Here is a 13,871-nt window from a genome sequence, read left to right on the forward strand (position 1 = left end):
AACGTCATCGATATGCTCTTAAATAAGGAAAGTTTGATCAAGAATCTGAATATCCTTGACCAAAAGGGGCGGAGGGTAATGTACGACAGAAACTATATTTTCCTGTAATCCCTCAAAAAGATTGATGTAACTGTAGGTGAAGGCAACCAGGAACTGATGCTCCCCAACACTTAAATTTTCAACGGAAAGCAATAGATCCCCATTTCCTTGTACGGAAAGCGTTTCGTCATCGCAACACTGTTTTTTCTGCAGCTTGTGCTGGTGTGAATCCGATGGCTGCTGCACATCCATTCCACAGGATTCCGCTTTACCGAAGAAGGAAAAATCAACAAGATCTTCCCCACAATAGTGTTGTGCCACCGCAAAGGAAAAGGTGGATGCCAGCACGTTGAGTGCCATAAAACAAGATAATATTTTGAACCAAAATATTCTCATAAGCGGTTACAAAACTACAAAAATTTTAACAACCTCATTAAATTTAACACAATTTATACAAGGATTCCGCATAAAGCCCCTGCTTTTCAAAGTACCGACCATGGCACCCCATACTTTTGACCATCAATCATTTATACGACCATCGTATCTGGTCCGGGACGGTATAAAGCACATCGTGGTTCGAAGGCCCTCCTTACTGGCAACGGATGGAACCCTGACCAATAGCATTGTATTTTCAACCCAATCAAATTTGGAACCATTGCCTTTAAATAAACCCTTATGGACCTAAAGTCGCCCGATACCGAATCCGATCGTTGGACAGCTTACGGTCATTCCTTTCCCCACATATTGTATACCAGTATAGTATTGTGATCCTTGTGGTGGCCCAATGCCAGTACTTTTGGTAAACCTGATATTTGTCATGTTTTTTCCGAATCCCATACCTTACATTTGGAACCAAATCCTGCTGAAATCACACACAAACAGTAATCATATAGATAACTGCATAATTTATTACAGTTTGATTTTTAGCGAGTTAAACAAAATTTAGTAACTTTAGGAAGTGAAGCAAACCGCATCGAAAATATTGTCCCTGTTTCTGGCCTGTTCGGTATTGATCAGCACCACTTCCTTTGCATCGAGTGCCCATTTTTGCTGTAACAAGTTGGTCAGTTTTTCCGTGACCGGCAAGGCAAAACCCTGCGACCAAAAGCTTCAAAATCCCAAAAACACCTCAAGGAAGTGCTCTTTGGAACAAAAGGATTGCTGCAGCACCGATACCTATGCCAATATTGGCAAGGATGACCTGATGATGGATTCCTTTGACCTTGATTTCGATACACTTGTATTTCTACACGCCTTTATTTTTTACCATATCGATCGTTTCGAAGGGCTACAGGAAAACGTAATCCCTTTTAAAGACTACGATCCCCCGTGGATCGAACAGGATCTCCTTGTCCTTCATGAGACTTTCTTAATTTGATCTTTACTTACCCTAGCGGATCGGTAATGCCATGATCCGTTCTTAGCAATGGCCTTTGCACCTAGATGGCCCTTTCTTGTTGTATCCAAGTCCCACGACAGCTTATACAGATTGATGGCCGAACAGGGTTTTACCTGTTGAGAGATTTACAGTTAACAATAATTCAGGTACCATGGATTCCAAAAGGGAATACTGGATAAAGCATATGGTCTGTAGGCGATGCCTAAAGGTCATAAAGCAAGAATTGTATGACCTGGGCATTGAGGTTCTATCCCTTGAACTGGGGAAACTTACGGTAAATGCCCCGGAAATAGGGATTTCCGAAGTTGACCAAAAAGTCGTGGACGTCCTACATTCCAACGGCTTTGAAATAGCCAAAAGCGAAGAGGAAATGATCGTTGAGAAAATCAAGATTGGCTTGATTTCGTTGGTTGCGGACATCCCTGTCGAAAATAAAGGGAACACTTCGGATTACCTGGCCAATTTACTACATCGGGATTACAAGGTACTGAGCAAGATTTTTTCCAGAAATGAAAACATCACTATCGAAAAGTATTTTATCAAGCTCAAGCTCGAAAAAGTAAAGGAGCTCATCCAACTGGGACAATATACATTTTCCGATATCGCCTATATGCTCGATTACAGCAGCGTCAACCATTTGTCCGCACAGTTCAAGGAAATTATGGGGATGAGCATGACGGATTACAAAAACGGACAAATGTGGCAAAGGGATTTTCTTGACGAAATAATATAAATATCCAGGAATATTATGAAGATGGCCTGTCAGGTCAAACAGTAGTTTTAACGCAACAACCTAACAAATAATAAAATGAAACTTACACAAAAAAAATCAATACCCATAATGCTAACATTCCTAATGACCCTTTTGGCCCTACAGGCGACCAGAGCACAGACCCAATGGGAAGCACCGGCCAGTGCGGACAATTTGAACAATCCCTTAAAAAATGATGCCACGGCGACAGAAAGCGGCAAACGGACCTTCAGAATGCTCTGTGTGATCTGCCACGGGGCCAAGGGTAAGGGAGACGGCATGGGCGGAGCCGGATTGACCCCTAAACCCACCGACTTGACCAGTGCCAAGGTACAGTCCCAATCGGACGGTGCCCTATTCTGGAAATTGACCAACGGTAAGCCCCCTATGGCTTCCTATGAAACCGCACTTCCCGAAAACAAGAGATGGGAATTGATCAACTATATCAGAACCTTGAAAAAATGAAAAAACTACTAATGACCCTAATTATCTTAGGGTTGGGATCTTCGGCTTTGGCCCAGACCTACAACACCTTTGAACCCAGTAAGACGCAGTTCATGCTGCGTGGTTACGGACACACCGGATTTGAATATTTGGATACCGGTGGTGAACAAGAATCCACCTTTTTAGGGGCCACTTTCGCCCCTATATTCCTCTACAAGCATTCCGACAAGCTCATGTTCGAGGCCGAACTGGAGTTTGAGCTTGAAGGAAATGAATTGAAAACGGGACTGGAATATGCCGATGTGATGTATGTACTCAACAAGCATATGACCGTAAGGGCCGGTAAATTCCTGCTTCCCTTCGGAACCTTTATGGAGCGTTTGCACCCTGCATGGATCAACCGACTTCCAAGCAGACCCCTTGGATTTGGTCACGACGGAATTGCACCGGCCTCCGATATCGGCGTCGAACTCAGGGGGGCATTCGATCTGGGCGGTCCCAAAATGAACTATGCGGTTTATGTGACCAACGGTCCGCGCATCAAGGATGGAAGTGAGGAGCCTGAAGAAGCGGGTATGCTGGATTTCGGTTATTATGAAGATGTGAACCTGGCCAAGGCCTTGGGTGGCAGGATCGGCCTACTCCCGCTCTCGGATTCATCCATGGAATGGGGGATTTCCGCCTATACCACCAACAGTACCGGCGCAGAGGACTCCGATTACAAGGATGTGGGTGCCTTTCTTTGGGCGCTGGATCTTTCCTATGTAAAATCGATCACCCCCTTACAAGGGGTTGTGGACATCAAGGCCCAGTACAACAGTTCCAATGTGGATACCGCCACCTACTATGAAATCGAAGATGGGATTTCCGAACCTTACTCCTTTGACAACCAAAGCAGCTCCTTTTATACACAATTGAGCTATCGCCCCATCATGTCGGGAAGCGACTTTATAAAGCAACTCGAATTTGTGGGTCGATATTCCGATTTCAACGCCCCTGAAGGAGCGGAGTGGGAAGAGAAGTCAACGCAGTACGCTTTTGGTTTGAACTATTGGCTGAGTTGGCGTTCCGTGGTCAAACTCAGCTATCAAACCACCAAGATGGAAGGTGGTCATGACAGTGATGGCACGACCCGAACCAATGGATTGTTTGTGCATTGGGCCATTGGATTTTAAAATCAAAAAAAGAAAGTGAAATGAAAACAACAACGAATTTTAAAGCAGCAATAATCCTGTCCGTCATGGCATCGATCATGGTCGCCTGCTCCTCCAATAAAAAACCCATTGCGACGGATACCGCGACCGAGGTGGCGGGGAGTGAAGTGGATTTCAAAATTGAAAAATCCGGGGCGCAGCTCTGGGGCGAGGTGTGCAACCGATGTCATATCGCCCCTTCACCCGCGGATTACAACGATACCGATTGGGAAACCATAAGCCTGCACATGCGGGTTCGGGCCAACCTGACGGAAGAGGAGATCACCAAAATCGAAACCTTTCTGAAATCAGCCAATTGACGATTAATCTTTAATTCATATACAATGAGAACTTTAGTAATTATTTTTTCAGTAATCGGGCTTATGTCCTTGAACGGTTGCAAACAATCAACCGATGTACAAACCTTGCTTCAAAACGAAGAAACCAGAAGCGAGATCCTTAAAGATCTGGTACAAAACCATGATTATTTGATGGAATTCATGGAACAGATGCAAGGGAGTGACCATGCCATGCAAATGATGCAGGGAAACAAAAAAATGATGGGCAACATGATGAAGGGACAAGGCATGCAAATGATGATGGGCGACAGCACCATGATGAACCAAATGATGGGCAACAGACAAATGATGCTTTCCATGATGAACGGAATGATGAAGGATGGCGAGATGATGGGCGAAATGATGCAAATGATGCATGACAAAGGGATGATGAGCGAGGAATGCATGCAATCCGGCATGAAAATGATGGGGGACAAAGGAATGGGGATGAACCATTAGACCATGGGTTCGATCGGCCATGCCGAACACTTTGAATTCTTGACAACTAAAACGGATATCTCATGAAAAATCACTGGATATGGATGGTCCTGGGATGTGGACTACCACTGTTGTTCATTTTTTTGGCGCCTTCAATCGGGATGGGCGATGGCGCTTCCCTTTTCATTTTCATCCTGGTCATGTTCGCCATCCACCTGTTCATACCGCACGGTTCGCATGGACATGGTGGAAATAGCCACACCCATGACAGGGAAAACGAACAGGGTTGATCGGAACAATAGCACCCATGGACACCAAGGAACGAAATATTTTAATACAACCTTAAATCAAGTATCATGCATTATTACGACGGACATTTTGGAGGTATGCACCTTATATGGTGGATTATCTGGATCATCTTTTTGGCTTGGATATTCTTTATCCCATCGGACATTCCCTATCAAAGGCACCAAGAGGATAGCCCACTGGAAATTTTAAAAAAAAGATTTGCGAAAGGCGAAATTTCCAAGGAGGAATTTGAGGAATCAAAAAAGGTTCTTCAAACTGACAATGAATCTAAAACAGAAAAACCATGAATCGATTTAATGTAAAAAAATTAGGCTTTGCCTTTGGTCTTACTGGGGCCATAATCTATTTGGGCTGTATGATCGTAATGGCAACGGCCGGCAAAGAGGGTACGATATCCTTTTTCAACAGTCTACTGCACGGATTGGACACCACCAGCATCATACGAATGGATGTGCCCCTGTCCGAGGCTTTTTTGGGGCTTGTACAGACCTTCATCATAGGTTGGCTCATCGGGGCGTGCATAGGTGGGCTTTACAATGCCCAGATCAAACATCGAAAATAGCCTTACGTTTCGAAGATCATGCAGTACGTTTGGTTCATATGGTCCCTTATCATCCTGGCACTCTGGGCACTCCTTTTTGTGTTGAAAAAAGGGTATAGGGAAGAAATGCTCAAGATGAGTCTTATCACCATGCCCTTTGGATTGACCGAGCCCCTGTTCGTGCCGGAATATTGGCTTCCCCCCTCTTTGTTCCAATTGGCCGAAAAAACGGGTTTTGACCTGGAAAGCTTGCTGTTTTCCTTTGCGATAGGTGGGATAGGCACCGTGCTCTACAATTTGATATTTGGAAGGGTCCTTTCCAAAATCCCTTTGATCGAGCGCCATCATAAAAGGCATAATCTGCACCTATATCTTCTTTTTGTGCCCGCATTGGTCTTTGTCCCCTTGGCGTTGTTCACAACACTTAATCCCATTTATTGTGGTGTTTTGGCCCTGCTTGCGGGTGGGTTGGCCACCCTTTATTGCAGGCCCGATCTAAAGGGAAAGGTCTGGGTGGGCGGCTTCCTGTTCACCTTGTTGTATTTTTTGTATTTCGGGAGCATACTTCCCTTCTACCCCCAATACGTCGATCTGTACTGGAACCTGGACAATCTTACCGGTATCCTTGTTTTCGGCATTCCCATGGAAGAGCTATGGTTCGCTTTCACTTTTGGAATGTACTGGTCCGGGTTGTACGAACACCTATTCTGGAGAAAACCCGTGAAATCCGAAACCCTATCCATTGACCCAAACCCTGATTGAACATGGACACAACAAATTGCGACACATCAAAGATAATCTGTCTACCAGAGCCGGGCATGCCCCGGATAGTGGTCATTGGCGGTGGTTTTGCGGGACTGGCCTTGGCAAAGGAATTGAAAAACAAGAAGGTTCAAGTGGTCCTATTGGACAAAAACAACTTTCATGCGTTTCAGCCTCTATTGTACCAAGTGGCAACGAGCGCCCTGGAACCGGACAGCATTGTTTTCCCATTCAGAAAGCAGTTCAATGGCTTCAAAAACCTAGTGTTCCGATTGGCGGAAGTATCAGAAATCCAACCTGTGTCCAATACGGTTGTGACCGACAAGGGGGCCGTTTCCTATGATTACCTGGTTTTGGCCACTGGGACAACGACCAACTTTTTTGGTATGGAAAGCGTTGCTAGGAACAGTTTGGGCATGAAGGGCATACGTGATGCCCTCAACATCCGGCATTTGATGCTTCAAAATCTGGAGCAGGCCGCCATTACCTGTGATGGGGAGGAACGCGATGCCCTCACCAATTTTGTCATCGTGGGCGGCGGTCCGGCCGGGGTTGAAATGGCAGGGGCCCTGGCTGAATTTCGTAGGTACATCCTGCCCAAGGACTATCCGGAGTACCCATCCTCCACCATGGAAATCTACTTAGTGGAAGCCCTTGACGAACTATTGGGCACCATGTCGGACAAGGCCTCCACCAAGACACTGGCCTATTTAAGGGAACTTGGGGTAAACGTACTGTTCAACGAATCGGTAAGTGGGTATGACGGTAGTGTGGTCACCACAAAAAGTGGAAAGGAGATCAAGGCAAAAAACCTCATATGGACCGCAGGGGTGCAGGGGCAGTTCCCCAAAGGCATTGCCCCTGATAAAGTGGTAAAGGGCAACCGTCTCAAGACCGATCCCCATTTACATGTTGAGGGGTATGGGAATATTTTTGCCATTGGGGACATAGCCGCCTTGATCGGGGAAACGACCCCCAAAGGGCATCCCCAAGTGGCGCAGGTAGCCATCCAACAAGGCAGGTACCTTGGGCGGTCCCTTTGGGCCACCCTTCATGGAAAACCAACAAAACCCTTTTCCTACAAAGACAAGGGATCATTGGCCACAGTGGGCAAGCGCAAGGCCGTCGCCGATTTGGGCAAATTCAGGTTTGGCGGGTATCCCGCCTGGCTATTGTGGTCCATCGTTCACCTTATGTCCATCAGTGGTTTTAGAAATAGAATCCTGGTCGGTTTGAACTGGGCCGCAAGTTATTTCACCTATGAAAAGGGCAACCGTTTGATCATAAGGAATTTTAGCCCTCGAGACCAAGGCCCACCTAAAAAATCCAGAACGGGAAACTTCGGGAACCATAAAGAAAAAGTCCAATGAAGCGGAAACCAATATCCTATGATGTGATCAAAGGGAGGCTGATTTTTGAAAGAAAGGCCTTCCATGGACCCTTCAGGGACAGCGTCCAATTTTTGAGCTATGTCCAATGGATATATCTGGACGACACGATCACAATTGCAGAACACATAAAACCCTATGAGCCATGAACAATATTCTAGTACCCACCGACTTTTCCAAAAACTGTGAAAAAGCAGCACAATTGGCCTTGGAAATGGCCAAGGCATACCAATCCGAGATCCATTTTTTGCACCTTATGAAAACACCCGTGGATTGGATAAAGCTGGATAAGGAAAAGGAAAAGCGCTATCCGGAGACCCTTAAACAAATCGGCAAGGCCAAAGCCGCCTTACGGGAGTTGGAAAAAACGGCCGAACGGAAGGGACTGAAGTGCCGGACCTTTCTTCAGTTTGATGCCGGACAAGCAGATATCCTGGAGCATTCGGGACATTTTCACCATGACTTCATCATTACCGGGAGCAGCGGTACCAAAGGAGTCGTCCGCGAATTGACGGGAAGCAATGTGGAACAAATTGTACGAAAGGCCCATGTCCCCGTTATCGTTGTAAAGGACGAAAAGGTACACTTTCCCTTTAAGAACATCGTGTTCGTTTCGGACTTTGAGGAAGATTGCAGCCAAGCCTTCGAGAAGGTCATCTCCATTGCCAAAAAATGCAATGCTCGGATACACCTCTTGCGCATCAATACCGAAACCGACCACAACAGTATCCGATTGGGCCTGTCCCCCATTGAAAATTTGCTGAAGAAATTCCCGGGATTGGAAAACTATGCGCTGGCGGTCTATAATGAACCTTCCGTCGAAACGGGGATCAATACCTTTGTTGCACAGCATCCCATCGATCTGATCGCCATGGTCACCCATGGCAAAACAGGGTTTTTAAGCCTGTTCCGAACCAGTATTGCCGAGGGCGTCACCAACCATGCGTCCTTGCCCGTAATGACCTTACACCTCTAAGCCATGGCCAAATCCGTTAACCTTATCAAACATTCGGGCGATGTAGTCCCGTTCGATCGTAAAAAACTGATCCATTCCTTACAACGTGCCCACGCAAGCGATGTACTCATACAACAAATTGTGGAGCAAGTCGAGCACCAGATCCAGGATGGCATGACCACAAAAAAAGTATATCAGCTGGCCTTTACAATGCTTCGGAAAAAGTCCCGTGTGAGTGCCTCCAGATACAAGCTCAAAAAAGCATTGATGGAATTGGGCCCCTCCGGTTTTCCCTTCGAGAAATTGGTCGGTGAACTCATGGGGCGCGAAGGATTCTCCACCCAGGTAGGTGTCATAGTAGCGGGCAATTGCGTACAGCACGAAGTGGATGTCATAGCCCAAAAGGAAAATGTACATTATATGATCGAATGCAAATACCACAGTGACCAAGGCCGGTTTTGCAATGTCAAGACCCCTTTGTATATCCATTCCCGCTTTCTGGATGTGGAAAAGCAATGGGTCCGCCAAAAGGGACATGGTGCCAAACTCCATAAAGGTGGGGTGTACACCAATACCCGGTTGACCACCGACGCCATCCAATATGGGAACTGTGTTGGATTGCTCCTGTGCAGTTGGGACCATCCGAACGGAAACGGACTCAAGGATAGAATAGACAGGGCGGGTCTTCATCCCTTGACCGCCTTGACGACCCTTACCAAAGGGGAAAAAACAAAATTACTGGATAAGGGCATCGTCCTTTGCAAGGACATCCACGAAAACCCAATGTTGTTGGATGACATTGGAATCTCCAGATCCCGGCAAAAAAACATCTTGAACGATTCAAGGGAATTATGTAAAACCCATAGTCATGGACTTAAATAAAACAAACATTCATTTTTTGGGGGCTTCCGGTACGGTCACCGGCTCAAAATATCTTTTGGATACAGGAGACAGAAAAATACTGGTGGATTGCGGACTGTTCCAGGGACTGAAGGAACTGCGCCTTAAAAACTGGGAATATCCATCCGTAACGGTTTCAGAAATCGATGTGGTATTGCTCACCCATGGCCATATGGACCATACGGGATATCTTCCCCGATTGGTGAAACAGGGATTCAATGGGTCCATTTATGGAACATATCCCACCTTGGACATCACAAAGATCATTTTAAACGACACTGCCAAAATACAAGAGCAGGAAGCCGAACGTGCGAATAAGGAGGGCTATTCGAAACACCGTCCTGCCCAACCTCTCTACGACCTAAAGGATGTGGAAAAGACCCTTCCGCATTTCAAGGGGGTTCCCCAATCCCAATGGATTACCCTATTCGATGACATCAGGGTCCGGTTCCAATACAACGGACACATCCTGGGAGCCACACATATCGACTTGGACATACGCGGAAAGCGCTTTGTTTTTTCAGGGGATATTGGAAGAACCAAGGACCTATTGCTTTACCCACCCCTAAAACCGAGAAAGGCCGATGTGCTTTTCATTGAATCGACCTATGGTGGAAGGTTCCATCCCGATGAGGCGGAAGCCCTCCCCTTGATCGAAAAATTGGTCCAGGACACCATAGCCAGGGGCGGTAGTCTTTTTATCCCCAGCTTCTCGGTAGAACGGGCCCAGCTCATGATGCTCATTTTTTGGAGGTTGCTGAAGGAGGGCAAAATCCCCAAGGTCCAAATGATCATGGACAGTCCGATGGGTACCGATGTATTGGAGCTTTTCCATCGTACAAGGGATTGGCACAAGTTGGAAGACCATGAATGTGATGAGATGTGTTCCCACTTCAACGTGGTAAGCAGCTATCGTGAAACCATGGAGCTGCGTATGGATTATAGCCCCAAAATCGTCATCGCGGGAAGCGGGATGCTAACCGGGGGGAGAATGCTCAACTATTTGGAGACCCAGGCCCCAAACCCGAACAATACCTTGCTTTTTGTAGGGTATCAGGCCGAGGGTACCCGGGGCAGAAAGCTGTTGGAAGGTGAAAAAGAACTAAAAGTATATGGAAAATGGGTGCCTTTCAACATGCAGGTCTTCGAGGTCGAAGGCCTATCGGCACATGCGGACCATGAGGAACTCCTGGGCTGGATGGACAGCATGGCCAATGCACCGGAACGGATATTCATCGTCCATGGGGAAAAGGATGGTGCCATCGCCCTACAAAGGGGCATCAAGGAAACCTATGGTTGGGAGGCCGAGATCCCACAATTATATCAAATCGAAGAAATCGCATAGACCATGGAACCCAATTCAAACACCTTAACATACAAGCACCTTGGCATATACACCCAAAATGAAAATGTGGTGTACATGCGGTATGATTGCCATGTCTGTAAATCGGAAGGATTCGAAGCCCTTGTCCGGATAAGGGTCTCCAAGGCACCCCGTTCCATTGTGGCAAGCCTGAACGTGGTAAGTTCGAACATGCTCTTACCCGGTGAGATCGGTCTGTCCGATGCTGCGGCCCAGAAACTGGACGTTTCCGAAAACGACCTGTTGCACGTCTCCCATTTGGAGCCCATTGCGTCCCTTGGCCATGTCAGGGCAAAGATCTACAACAACAAACTCGACCGTGAGGCCTATGGGCATATCATTTCGGATATCATTGCGGGGGACTATTCCAACATCCACCTGTCGGCCTTCATCACGGCCTGTGCCGGTGACCGTATGGACTTGGATGAGATCACCGACCTGACCAAGGTCATGATCACCTCGGGCAAAACCCTGGACTGGAACCAAAGGATCATCGTCGACAAGCATTGCATCGGTGGACTTCCCGGTAACCGGACGACTCCCTTGGTGGTGGCCATGGTCACCGCATATGGCCTTACGATGCCCAAAACATCCTCGCGGGCCATCACCTCCCCGGCAGGGACCGCGGACACCATGGAGGTCATGACCAACGTGACGCTTTCATCGGATGAAATAGAGCGGGTCGTAAACCAGGAAGGAGGCTGTTTTGTGTGGGGCGGGACAGCACAACTGAGCCCTGCGGACGATGTGCTCATCAAAATTGAAAAGGCCTTGGATATCGATAGTGAAGGGCAACTAATCGCCTCGGTCCTATCCAAAAAAGCAGCCGCAGGCTCCACCCATGTGGTCATAGACATTCCTGTGGGCGAGACTGCCAAGGTTCGAAGCATGGAGATGGCCCAAAAACTTCAGAGGGATATGGAGGCGGTCGGCTGGGCCGTTGGCCTCACGGTAAAGATTGTGATAACGGACGGTACCCAACCTGTGGGAAGAGGCATAGGACCATCCCTGGAGGCCATGGATGTGCTCAGTGTGTTGAAAAATGAGGCCATGGCCCCACAGGACCTTAAGGAACGTGCTGTTTTATTGGCAGGCGAACTGTTGGAACTTTCAGGAAAGGTGGTGTCAGGGGAAGGCAACAGAAGAGCACTTCAAGTATTGGAATCGGGAAAGGCCTACGATAAATTCATTTCCATTTGTGAAGCCCAGGGACGTTTCTCCCTCCCCGTCCCGGCACCCCATACCTTGGAGGTCAAAGCTGAAAGATCAGGTGTCCTACACCACATTGACAACAGAAAAATTGCCAAGCTCGCCAAGCTTTCAGGGGCGCCCCGGGCCAAATCCGCAGGGATTTCACTGTACGTCCGATTGGGGGACCGTATAACAAAGGGCCAAATCCTTTATACCCTGCATGCGGTAACAGAGGGTGAACTACGATATGCGCTGGACTATAAAAACGATCATGAAGACATCATAACCATCCTATAAAACTTAAACAACACCTATGGAAACCATTTTGTTCAGTCTACCCGGAAATGAAGAGCTCACTGCCCTTATGGCCAAGCAAATGAATGCCGAAGTGGGAAGGGCCATTTTGAGGAAATTCCCCGACGGGGAATCCTACACACGCATCCTTTCAAAGGTGGAAGGCAAGTGTGTTGTCCTGGTCTGTACCCTTCACGAACCGGATGAGAAACTGTTGCCCCTCTATTTTTTAAGCCACACCGCCAAGGCACTCGGGGCAAAGTGTACCTGTTTGGTGGCCCCCTATCTCGCCTATATGCGACAGGATACGATCTTTCAGGAAGGGGAAGGTGTGAGCGCTGCATTTTTCGGAAAGTTGGTTTCGGGCTTTGCCGATAGCATGGTCACGGTGGATCCCCACCTGCACAGGATCACCTCCTTGGGCAAGGTCTATACCATTCCCAACAAGGTCATCCCTGCTGCCGACAACATATCCAAGTGGATAACGGAACATATCAAAGATCCGGTATTGATCGGCCCCGATTCAGAAAGTGAGCAGTGGGTCTCGGAGGTCGCCAAGAATGCCGGTGCCCCATTTACCGTATTGCAAAAGATTCGCCATGGCGATCGGGAGGTGGAAGTTTCGGTCCCCGAAATAGATACCTACAGGGATGCCACCCCGATCTTGGTGGATGATATCATATCCACGGCACGAACCATGATCGAGACTGTCGGCCATCTTAAAAATGCGGGCATGAAACCACCTGTTTGTATCGGGGTCCACGCGGTATTCTCGGGCAATGCCTATCGTGACCTATTGGCCGCCGGGGTCGGGAATGTGGTGACCTGCAATACCATCCCCCACCCATCGAATGCCATCGATTTGAGTGGTATATTGGCAAGTGAAGTACAAAAAATGATGCATCACTTATGAAAAAACAAGGTTTTTTGTTATTGTTCCCATTCCTGATGTTCGCTCTCACCGCGAACGGACAGACGGACATGCTCATAGGCCAAATTTCAGGCCGATCCATCGTACGGGAAAATTTTGATGGCCAAGGAACATTGCTCAACAAACAAACGTTCAAAGTCGGCGAGATCATGGAGAAAAATGGCAATTATGCCATTAATGTGGTCGCACAAATGTTCGATAGGGACAACAAACCGACCGACACCTACTCCACCCTCTATAGCTGCAAGCCCGATCAGGCCAGTATGATGGTCATGGCCTTCCCGTTTTCCGACCCAGGTTCAAAGGAGACCGAGATCAACGCCTCATCCACGGGATTCAAGGGGCTGTATGACTTGGATCACCTTAGGGACATTGAGATGAAGTTGACCTTTGATTCGGGCCTTTTGAACTTTTTTGGATCCAAGAGCCTGATACGGATCTACGGGAGGACTTGGGACAACGGGCAAAATGAACTTGATTCAAAAATCGAGATCAAGGCCTATGCCCTGGGCATACGGATAAAACAACTCCACTATACCGTCAAGGAGGAATTGAACGAGGACGGTTTATTGAAATTTCAGAAATTTACCGAAGAGGACCAAAGTTATTTCACGATGACCTATAATTGAAAGCCC

At 47.5% G+C, this 13,871-nt stretch carries 20 protein-coding genes; 19 read left to right on the forward strand and 1 reads right to left on the reverse strand.

The annotated features are described in order from the left end of the window. Positions 1 to 18: 18 nt before the first annotated feature. A complete protein-coding gene (locus J0654_RS07365) occupies positions 19 to 435 on the reverse strand; it encodes an HYC_CC_PP family protein (RefSeq protein WP_417948735.1) in 417 nt (138 codons plus the stop codon). A gap of 100 nt (positions 436 to 535) precedes the next feature. Here J0654_RS07365 and J0654_RS07370 point away from each other — a divergent pair, with 100 nt between their 5' ends. The 19 genes from J0654_RS07370 to J0654_RS07460 all read left to right on the forward strand — a co-directional run bounded on the left by J0654_RS07370 (position 536) and on the right by J0654_RS07460 (position 13,865). Beyond that, positions 536 to 724 (forward strand): hypothetical protein, encoded by a 189-nt coding sequence (locus J0654_RS07370; protein WP_207027227.1) that lies wholly within the window; start codon positions 536 to 538, stop codon positions 722 to 724. A 273-nt stretch (positions 725 to 997) separates the two neighbouring features. Beyond that, complete coding sequence (locus J0654_RS07375) at positions 998 to 1,417, forward strand: HYC_CC_PP family protein (protein WP_207027229.1); 420 nt, start codon at positions 998 to 1,000, stop codon at positions 1,415 to 1,417. 172 nt (positions 1,418 to 1,589) lie between these two features. After that, positions 1,590 to 2,171, forward strand: a complete 582-nt coding sequence (locus tag J0654_RS07380) for a helix-turn-helix domain-containing protein (RefSeq protein WP_207027231.1) — start codon at positions 1,590 to 1,592, stop codon at positions 2,169 to 2,171. A 108-nt stretch (positions 2,172 to 2,279) separates the two neighbouring features. After that, positions 2,280 to 2,654: a c-type cytochrome gene (locus J0654_RS07385; protein ID WP_226789941.1), complete on the forward strand. Its 375-nt coding sequence runs from the start codon at positions 2,280 to 2,282 to the stop codon at positions 2,652 to 2,654. Then, entirely contained in the window at positions 2,651 to 3,808 is a 1,158-nt protein-coding gene (locus tag J0654_RS07390; RefSeq protein WP_207027233.1) for a hypothetical protein, read from the forward strand. Before J0654_RS07385 ends, J0654_RS07390 begins: the two co-directional genes overlap by 4 nt. Positions 3,809 to 3,828: 20 nt before the next feature. Continuing rightward, positions 3,829 to 4,146, forward strand: coding sequence for a hypothetical protein (locus J0654_RS07395; RefSeq protein ID WP_139150385.1), 318 nt, complete (start codon positions 3,829 to 3,831; stop codon positions 4,144 to 4,146). Between the two features lie 24 nt (positions 4,147 to 4,170). Beyond that, entirely contained in the window at positions 4,171 to 4,623 is a 453-nt protein-coding gene (locus J0654_RS07400) for a hypothetical protein (protein WP_207027234.1), read from the forward strand. 62 nt (positions 4,624 to 4,685) lie between these two features. Next, entirely contained in the window at positions 4,686 to 4,892 is a 207-nt protein-coding gene (locus J0654_RS07405; RefSeq protein ID WP_207027236.1) for a hypothetical protein, read from the forward strand. Between the two features lie 66 nt (positions 4,893 to 4,958). Beyond that, on the forward strand, positions 4,959 to 5,198 hold the full coding sequence (locus J0654_RS07410) for an SHOCT domain-containing protein (protein ID WP_207027238.1): 240 nt from the start codon (positions 4,959 to 4,961) through the stop codon (positions 5,196 to 5,198). Then, entirely contained in the window at positions 5,195 to 5,473 is a 279-nt protein-coding gene (locus J0654_RS07415; protein WP_090294883.1) for a DUF5676 family membrane protein, read from the forward strand. Before J0654_RS07410 ends, J0654_RS07415 begins: the two co-directional genes overlap by 4 nt. An 18-nt stretch (positions 5,474 to 5,491) precedes the next feature. Beyond that, positions 5,492 to 6,214 (forward strand): lycopene cyclase domain-containing protein, encoded by a 723-nt coding sequence (locus J0654_RS07420; RefSeq protein ID WP_207027240.1) that lies wholly within the window; start codon positions 5,492 to 5,494, stop codon positions 6,212 to 6,214. 2 nt (positions 6,215 to 6,216) lie between these two features. Next, positions 6,217 to 7,584 (forward strand): NAD(P)/FAD-dependent oxidoreductase, encoded by a 1,368-nt coding sequence (locus tag J0654_RS07425; RefSeq protein ID WP_207027242.1) that lies wholly within the window; start codon positions 6,217 to 6,219, stop codon positions 7,582 to 7,584. Next, the gene (locus J0654_RS07430) at positions 7,581 to 7,751 is read left to right on the forward strand and encodes a hypothetical protein (RefSeq protein WP_207027244.1); all 171 of its coding nucleotides are present in this window, start codon (positions 7,581 to 7,583) and stop codon (positions 7,749 to 7,751) included. Before J0654_RS07425 ends, J0654_RS07430 begins: the two co-directional genes overlap by 4 nt. Then, a complete protein-coding gene (locus J0654_RS07435) occupies positions 7,748 to 8,578 on the forward strand; it encodes a universal stress protein (RefSeq protein ID WP_207027246.1) in 831 nt (276 codons plus the stop codon). The genes J0654_RS07430 and J0654_RS07435 overlap by 4 nt, the downstream gene beginning before the upstream one ends. A gap of 3 nt (positions 8,579 to 8,581) precedes the next feature. Next, positions 8,582 to 9,439 (forward strand): ATP cone domain-containing protein, encoded by an 858-nt coding sequence (locus J0654_RS07440; protein WP_207027248.1) that lies wholly within the window; start codon positions 8,582 to 8,584, stop codon positions 9,437 to 9,439. Beyond that, positions 9,426 to 10,802 (forward strand): MBL fold metallo-hydrolase RNA specificity domain-containing protein, encoded by a 1,377-nt coding sequence (locus tag J0654_RS07445; RefSeq protein WP_207027250.1) that lies wholly within the window; start codon positions 9,426 to 9,428, stop codon positions 10,800 to 10,802. Before J0654_RS07440 ends, J0654_RS07445 begins: the two co-directional genes overlap by 14 nt. 3 nt (positions 10,803 to 10,805) lie before the next feature. Next, positions 10,806 to 12,308 (forward strand): thymidine phosphorylase family protein, encoded by a 1,503-nt coding sequence (locus tag J0654_RS07450; RefSeq protein WP_207027253.1) that lies wholly within the window; start codon positions 10,806 to 10,808, stop codon positions 12,306 to 12,308. A 16-nt stretch (positions 12,309 to 12,324) separates the two neighbouring features. Further along, on the forward strand, positions 12,325 to 13,218 hold the full coding sequence (locus J0654_RS07455; protein ID WP_207027255.1) for a ribose-phosphate pyrophosphokinase: 894 nt from the start codon (positions 12,325 to 12,327) through the stop codon (positions 13,216 to 13,218). Continuing rightward, positions 13,215 to 13,865, forward strand: a complete 651-nt coding sequence (locus J0654_RS07460) for a hypothetical protein (RefSeq protein ID WP_207027257.1) — start codon at positions 13,215 to 13,217, stop codon at positions 13,863 to 13,865. The genes J0654_RS07455 and J0654_RS07460 overlap by 4 nt, the downstream gene beginning before the upstream one ends. The last annotated feature ends 6 nt before the right edge of the window (positions 13,866 to 13,871 follow it).

The sequence above is a fragment of the Flagellimonas profundi genome, from assembly GCF_017313275.1.
Classification (GTDB): Bacteria; Bacteroidota; Bacteroidia; order Flavobacteriales; family Flavobacteriaceae; genus Flagellimonas; species Flagellimonas profundi.

What these genes read in the sequence shown, in the direction of transcription:
- J0654_RS07365 (WP_417948735.1), bottom strand. Translation starts at nt 435, where the DNA reads ATGAGAATATTTTGGTTCAAAATATTATCTTGTTTTATGGCACTCAAC.
- J0654_RS07370 (WP_207027227.1), top strand. Translation starts at nt 536, where the DNA reads ATGGCACCCCATACTTTTGACCATCAATCATTTATACGACCATCGTAT.
- J0654_RS07380 (WP_207027231.1), top strand. Translation starts at nt 1,590, where the DNA reads ATGGATTCCAAAAGGGAATACTGGATAAAGCATATGGTCTGTAGGCGA.
- J0654_RS07385 (WP_226789941.1), top strand. Translation starts at nt 2,280, where the DNA reads ATGCTAACATTCCTAATGACCCTTTTGGCCCTACAGGCGACCAGAGCA.
- J0654_RS07390 (WP_207027233.1), top strand. Translation starts at nt 2,651, where the DNA reads ATGAAAAAACTACTAATGACCCTAATTATCTTAGGGTTGGGATCTTCG.
- J0654_RS07395 (WP_139150385.1), top strand. Translation starts at nt 3,829, where the DNA reads ATGAAAACAACAACGAATTTTAAAGCAGCAATAATCCTGTCCGTCATG.
- J0654_RS07400 (WP_207027234.1), top strand. Translation starts at nt 4,171, where the DNA reads ATGAGAACTTTAGTAATTATTTTTTCAGTAATCGGGCTTATGTCCTTG.
- J0654_RS07405 (WP_207027236.1), top strand. Translation starts at nt 4,686, where the DNA reads ATGAAAAATCACTGGATATGGATGGTCCTGGGATGTGGACTACCACTG.
- J0654_RS07410 (WP_207027238.1), top strand. Translation starts at nt 4,959, where the DNA reads ATGCATTATTACGACGGACATTTTGGAGGTATGCACCTTATATGGTGG.
- J0654_RS07415 (WP_090294883.1), top strand. Translation starts at nt 5,195, where the DNA reads ATGAATCGATTTAATGTAAAAAAATTAGGCTTTGCCTTTGGTCTTACT.
- J0654_RS07420 (WP_207027240.1), top strand. Translation starts at nt 5,492, where the DNA reads ATGCAGTACGTTTGGTTCATATGGTCCCTTATCATCCTGGCACTCTGG.
- J0654_RS07425 (WP_207027242.1), top strand. Translation starts at nt 6,217, where the DNA reads ATGGACACAACAAATTGCGACACATCAAAGATAATCTGTCTACCAGAG.
- J0654_RS07430 (WP_207027244.1), top strand. Translation starts at nt 7,581, where the DNA reads ATGAAGCGGAAACCAATATCCTATGATGTGATCAAAGGGAGGCTGATT.
- J0654_RS07435 (WP_207027246.1), top strand. Translation starts at nt 7,748, where the DNA reads ATGAACAATATTCTAGTACCCACCGACTTTTCCAAAAACTGTGAAAAA.
- J0654_RS07440 (WP_207027248.1), top strand. Translation starts at nt 8,582, where the DNA reads ATGGCCAAATCCGTTAACCTTATCAAACATTCGGGCGATGTAGTCCCG.
- J0654_RS07445 (WP_207027250.1), top strand. Translation starts at nt 9,426, where the DNA reads ATGGACTTAAATAAAACAAACATTCATTTTTTGGGGGCTTCCGGTACG.
- J0654_RS07450 (WP_207027253.1), top strand. Translation starts at nt 10,806, where the DNA reads ATGGAACCCAATTCAAACACCTTAACATACAAGCACCTTGGCATATAC.
- J0654_RS07455 (WP_207027255.1), top strand. Translation starts at nt 12,325, where the DNA reads ATGGAAACCATTTTGTTCAGTCTACCCGGAAATGAAGAGCTCACTGCC.
- J0654_RS07460 (WP_207027257.1), top strand. Translation starts at nt 13,215, where the DNA reads ATGAAAAAACAAGGTTTTTTGTTATTGTTCCCATTCCTGATGTTCGCT.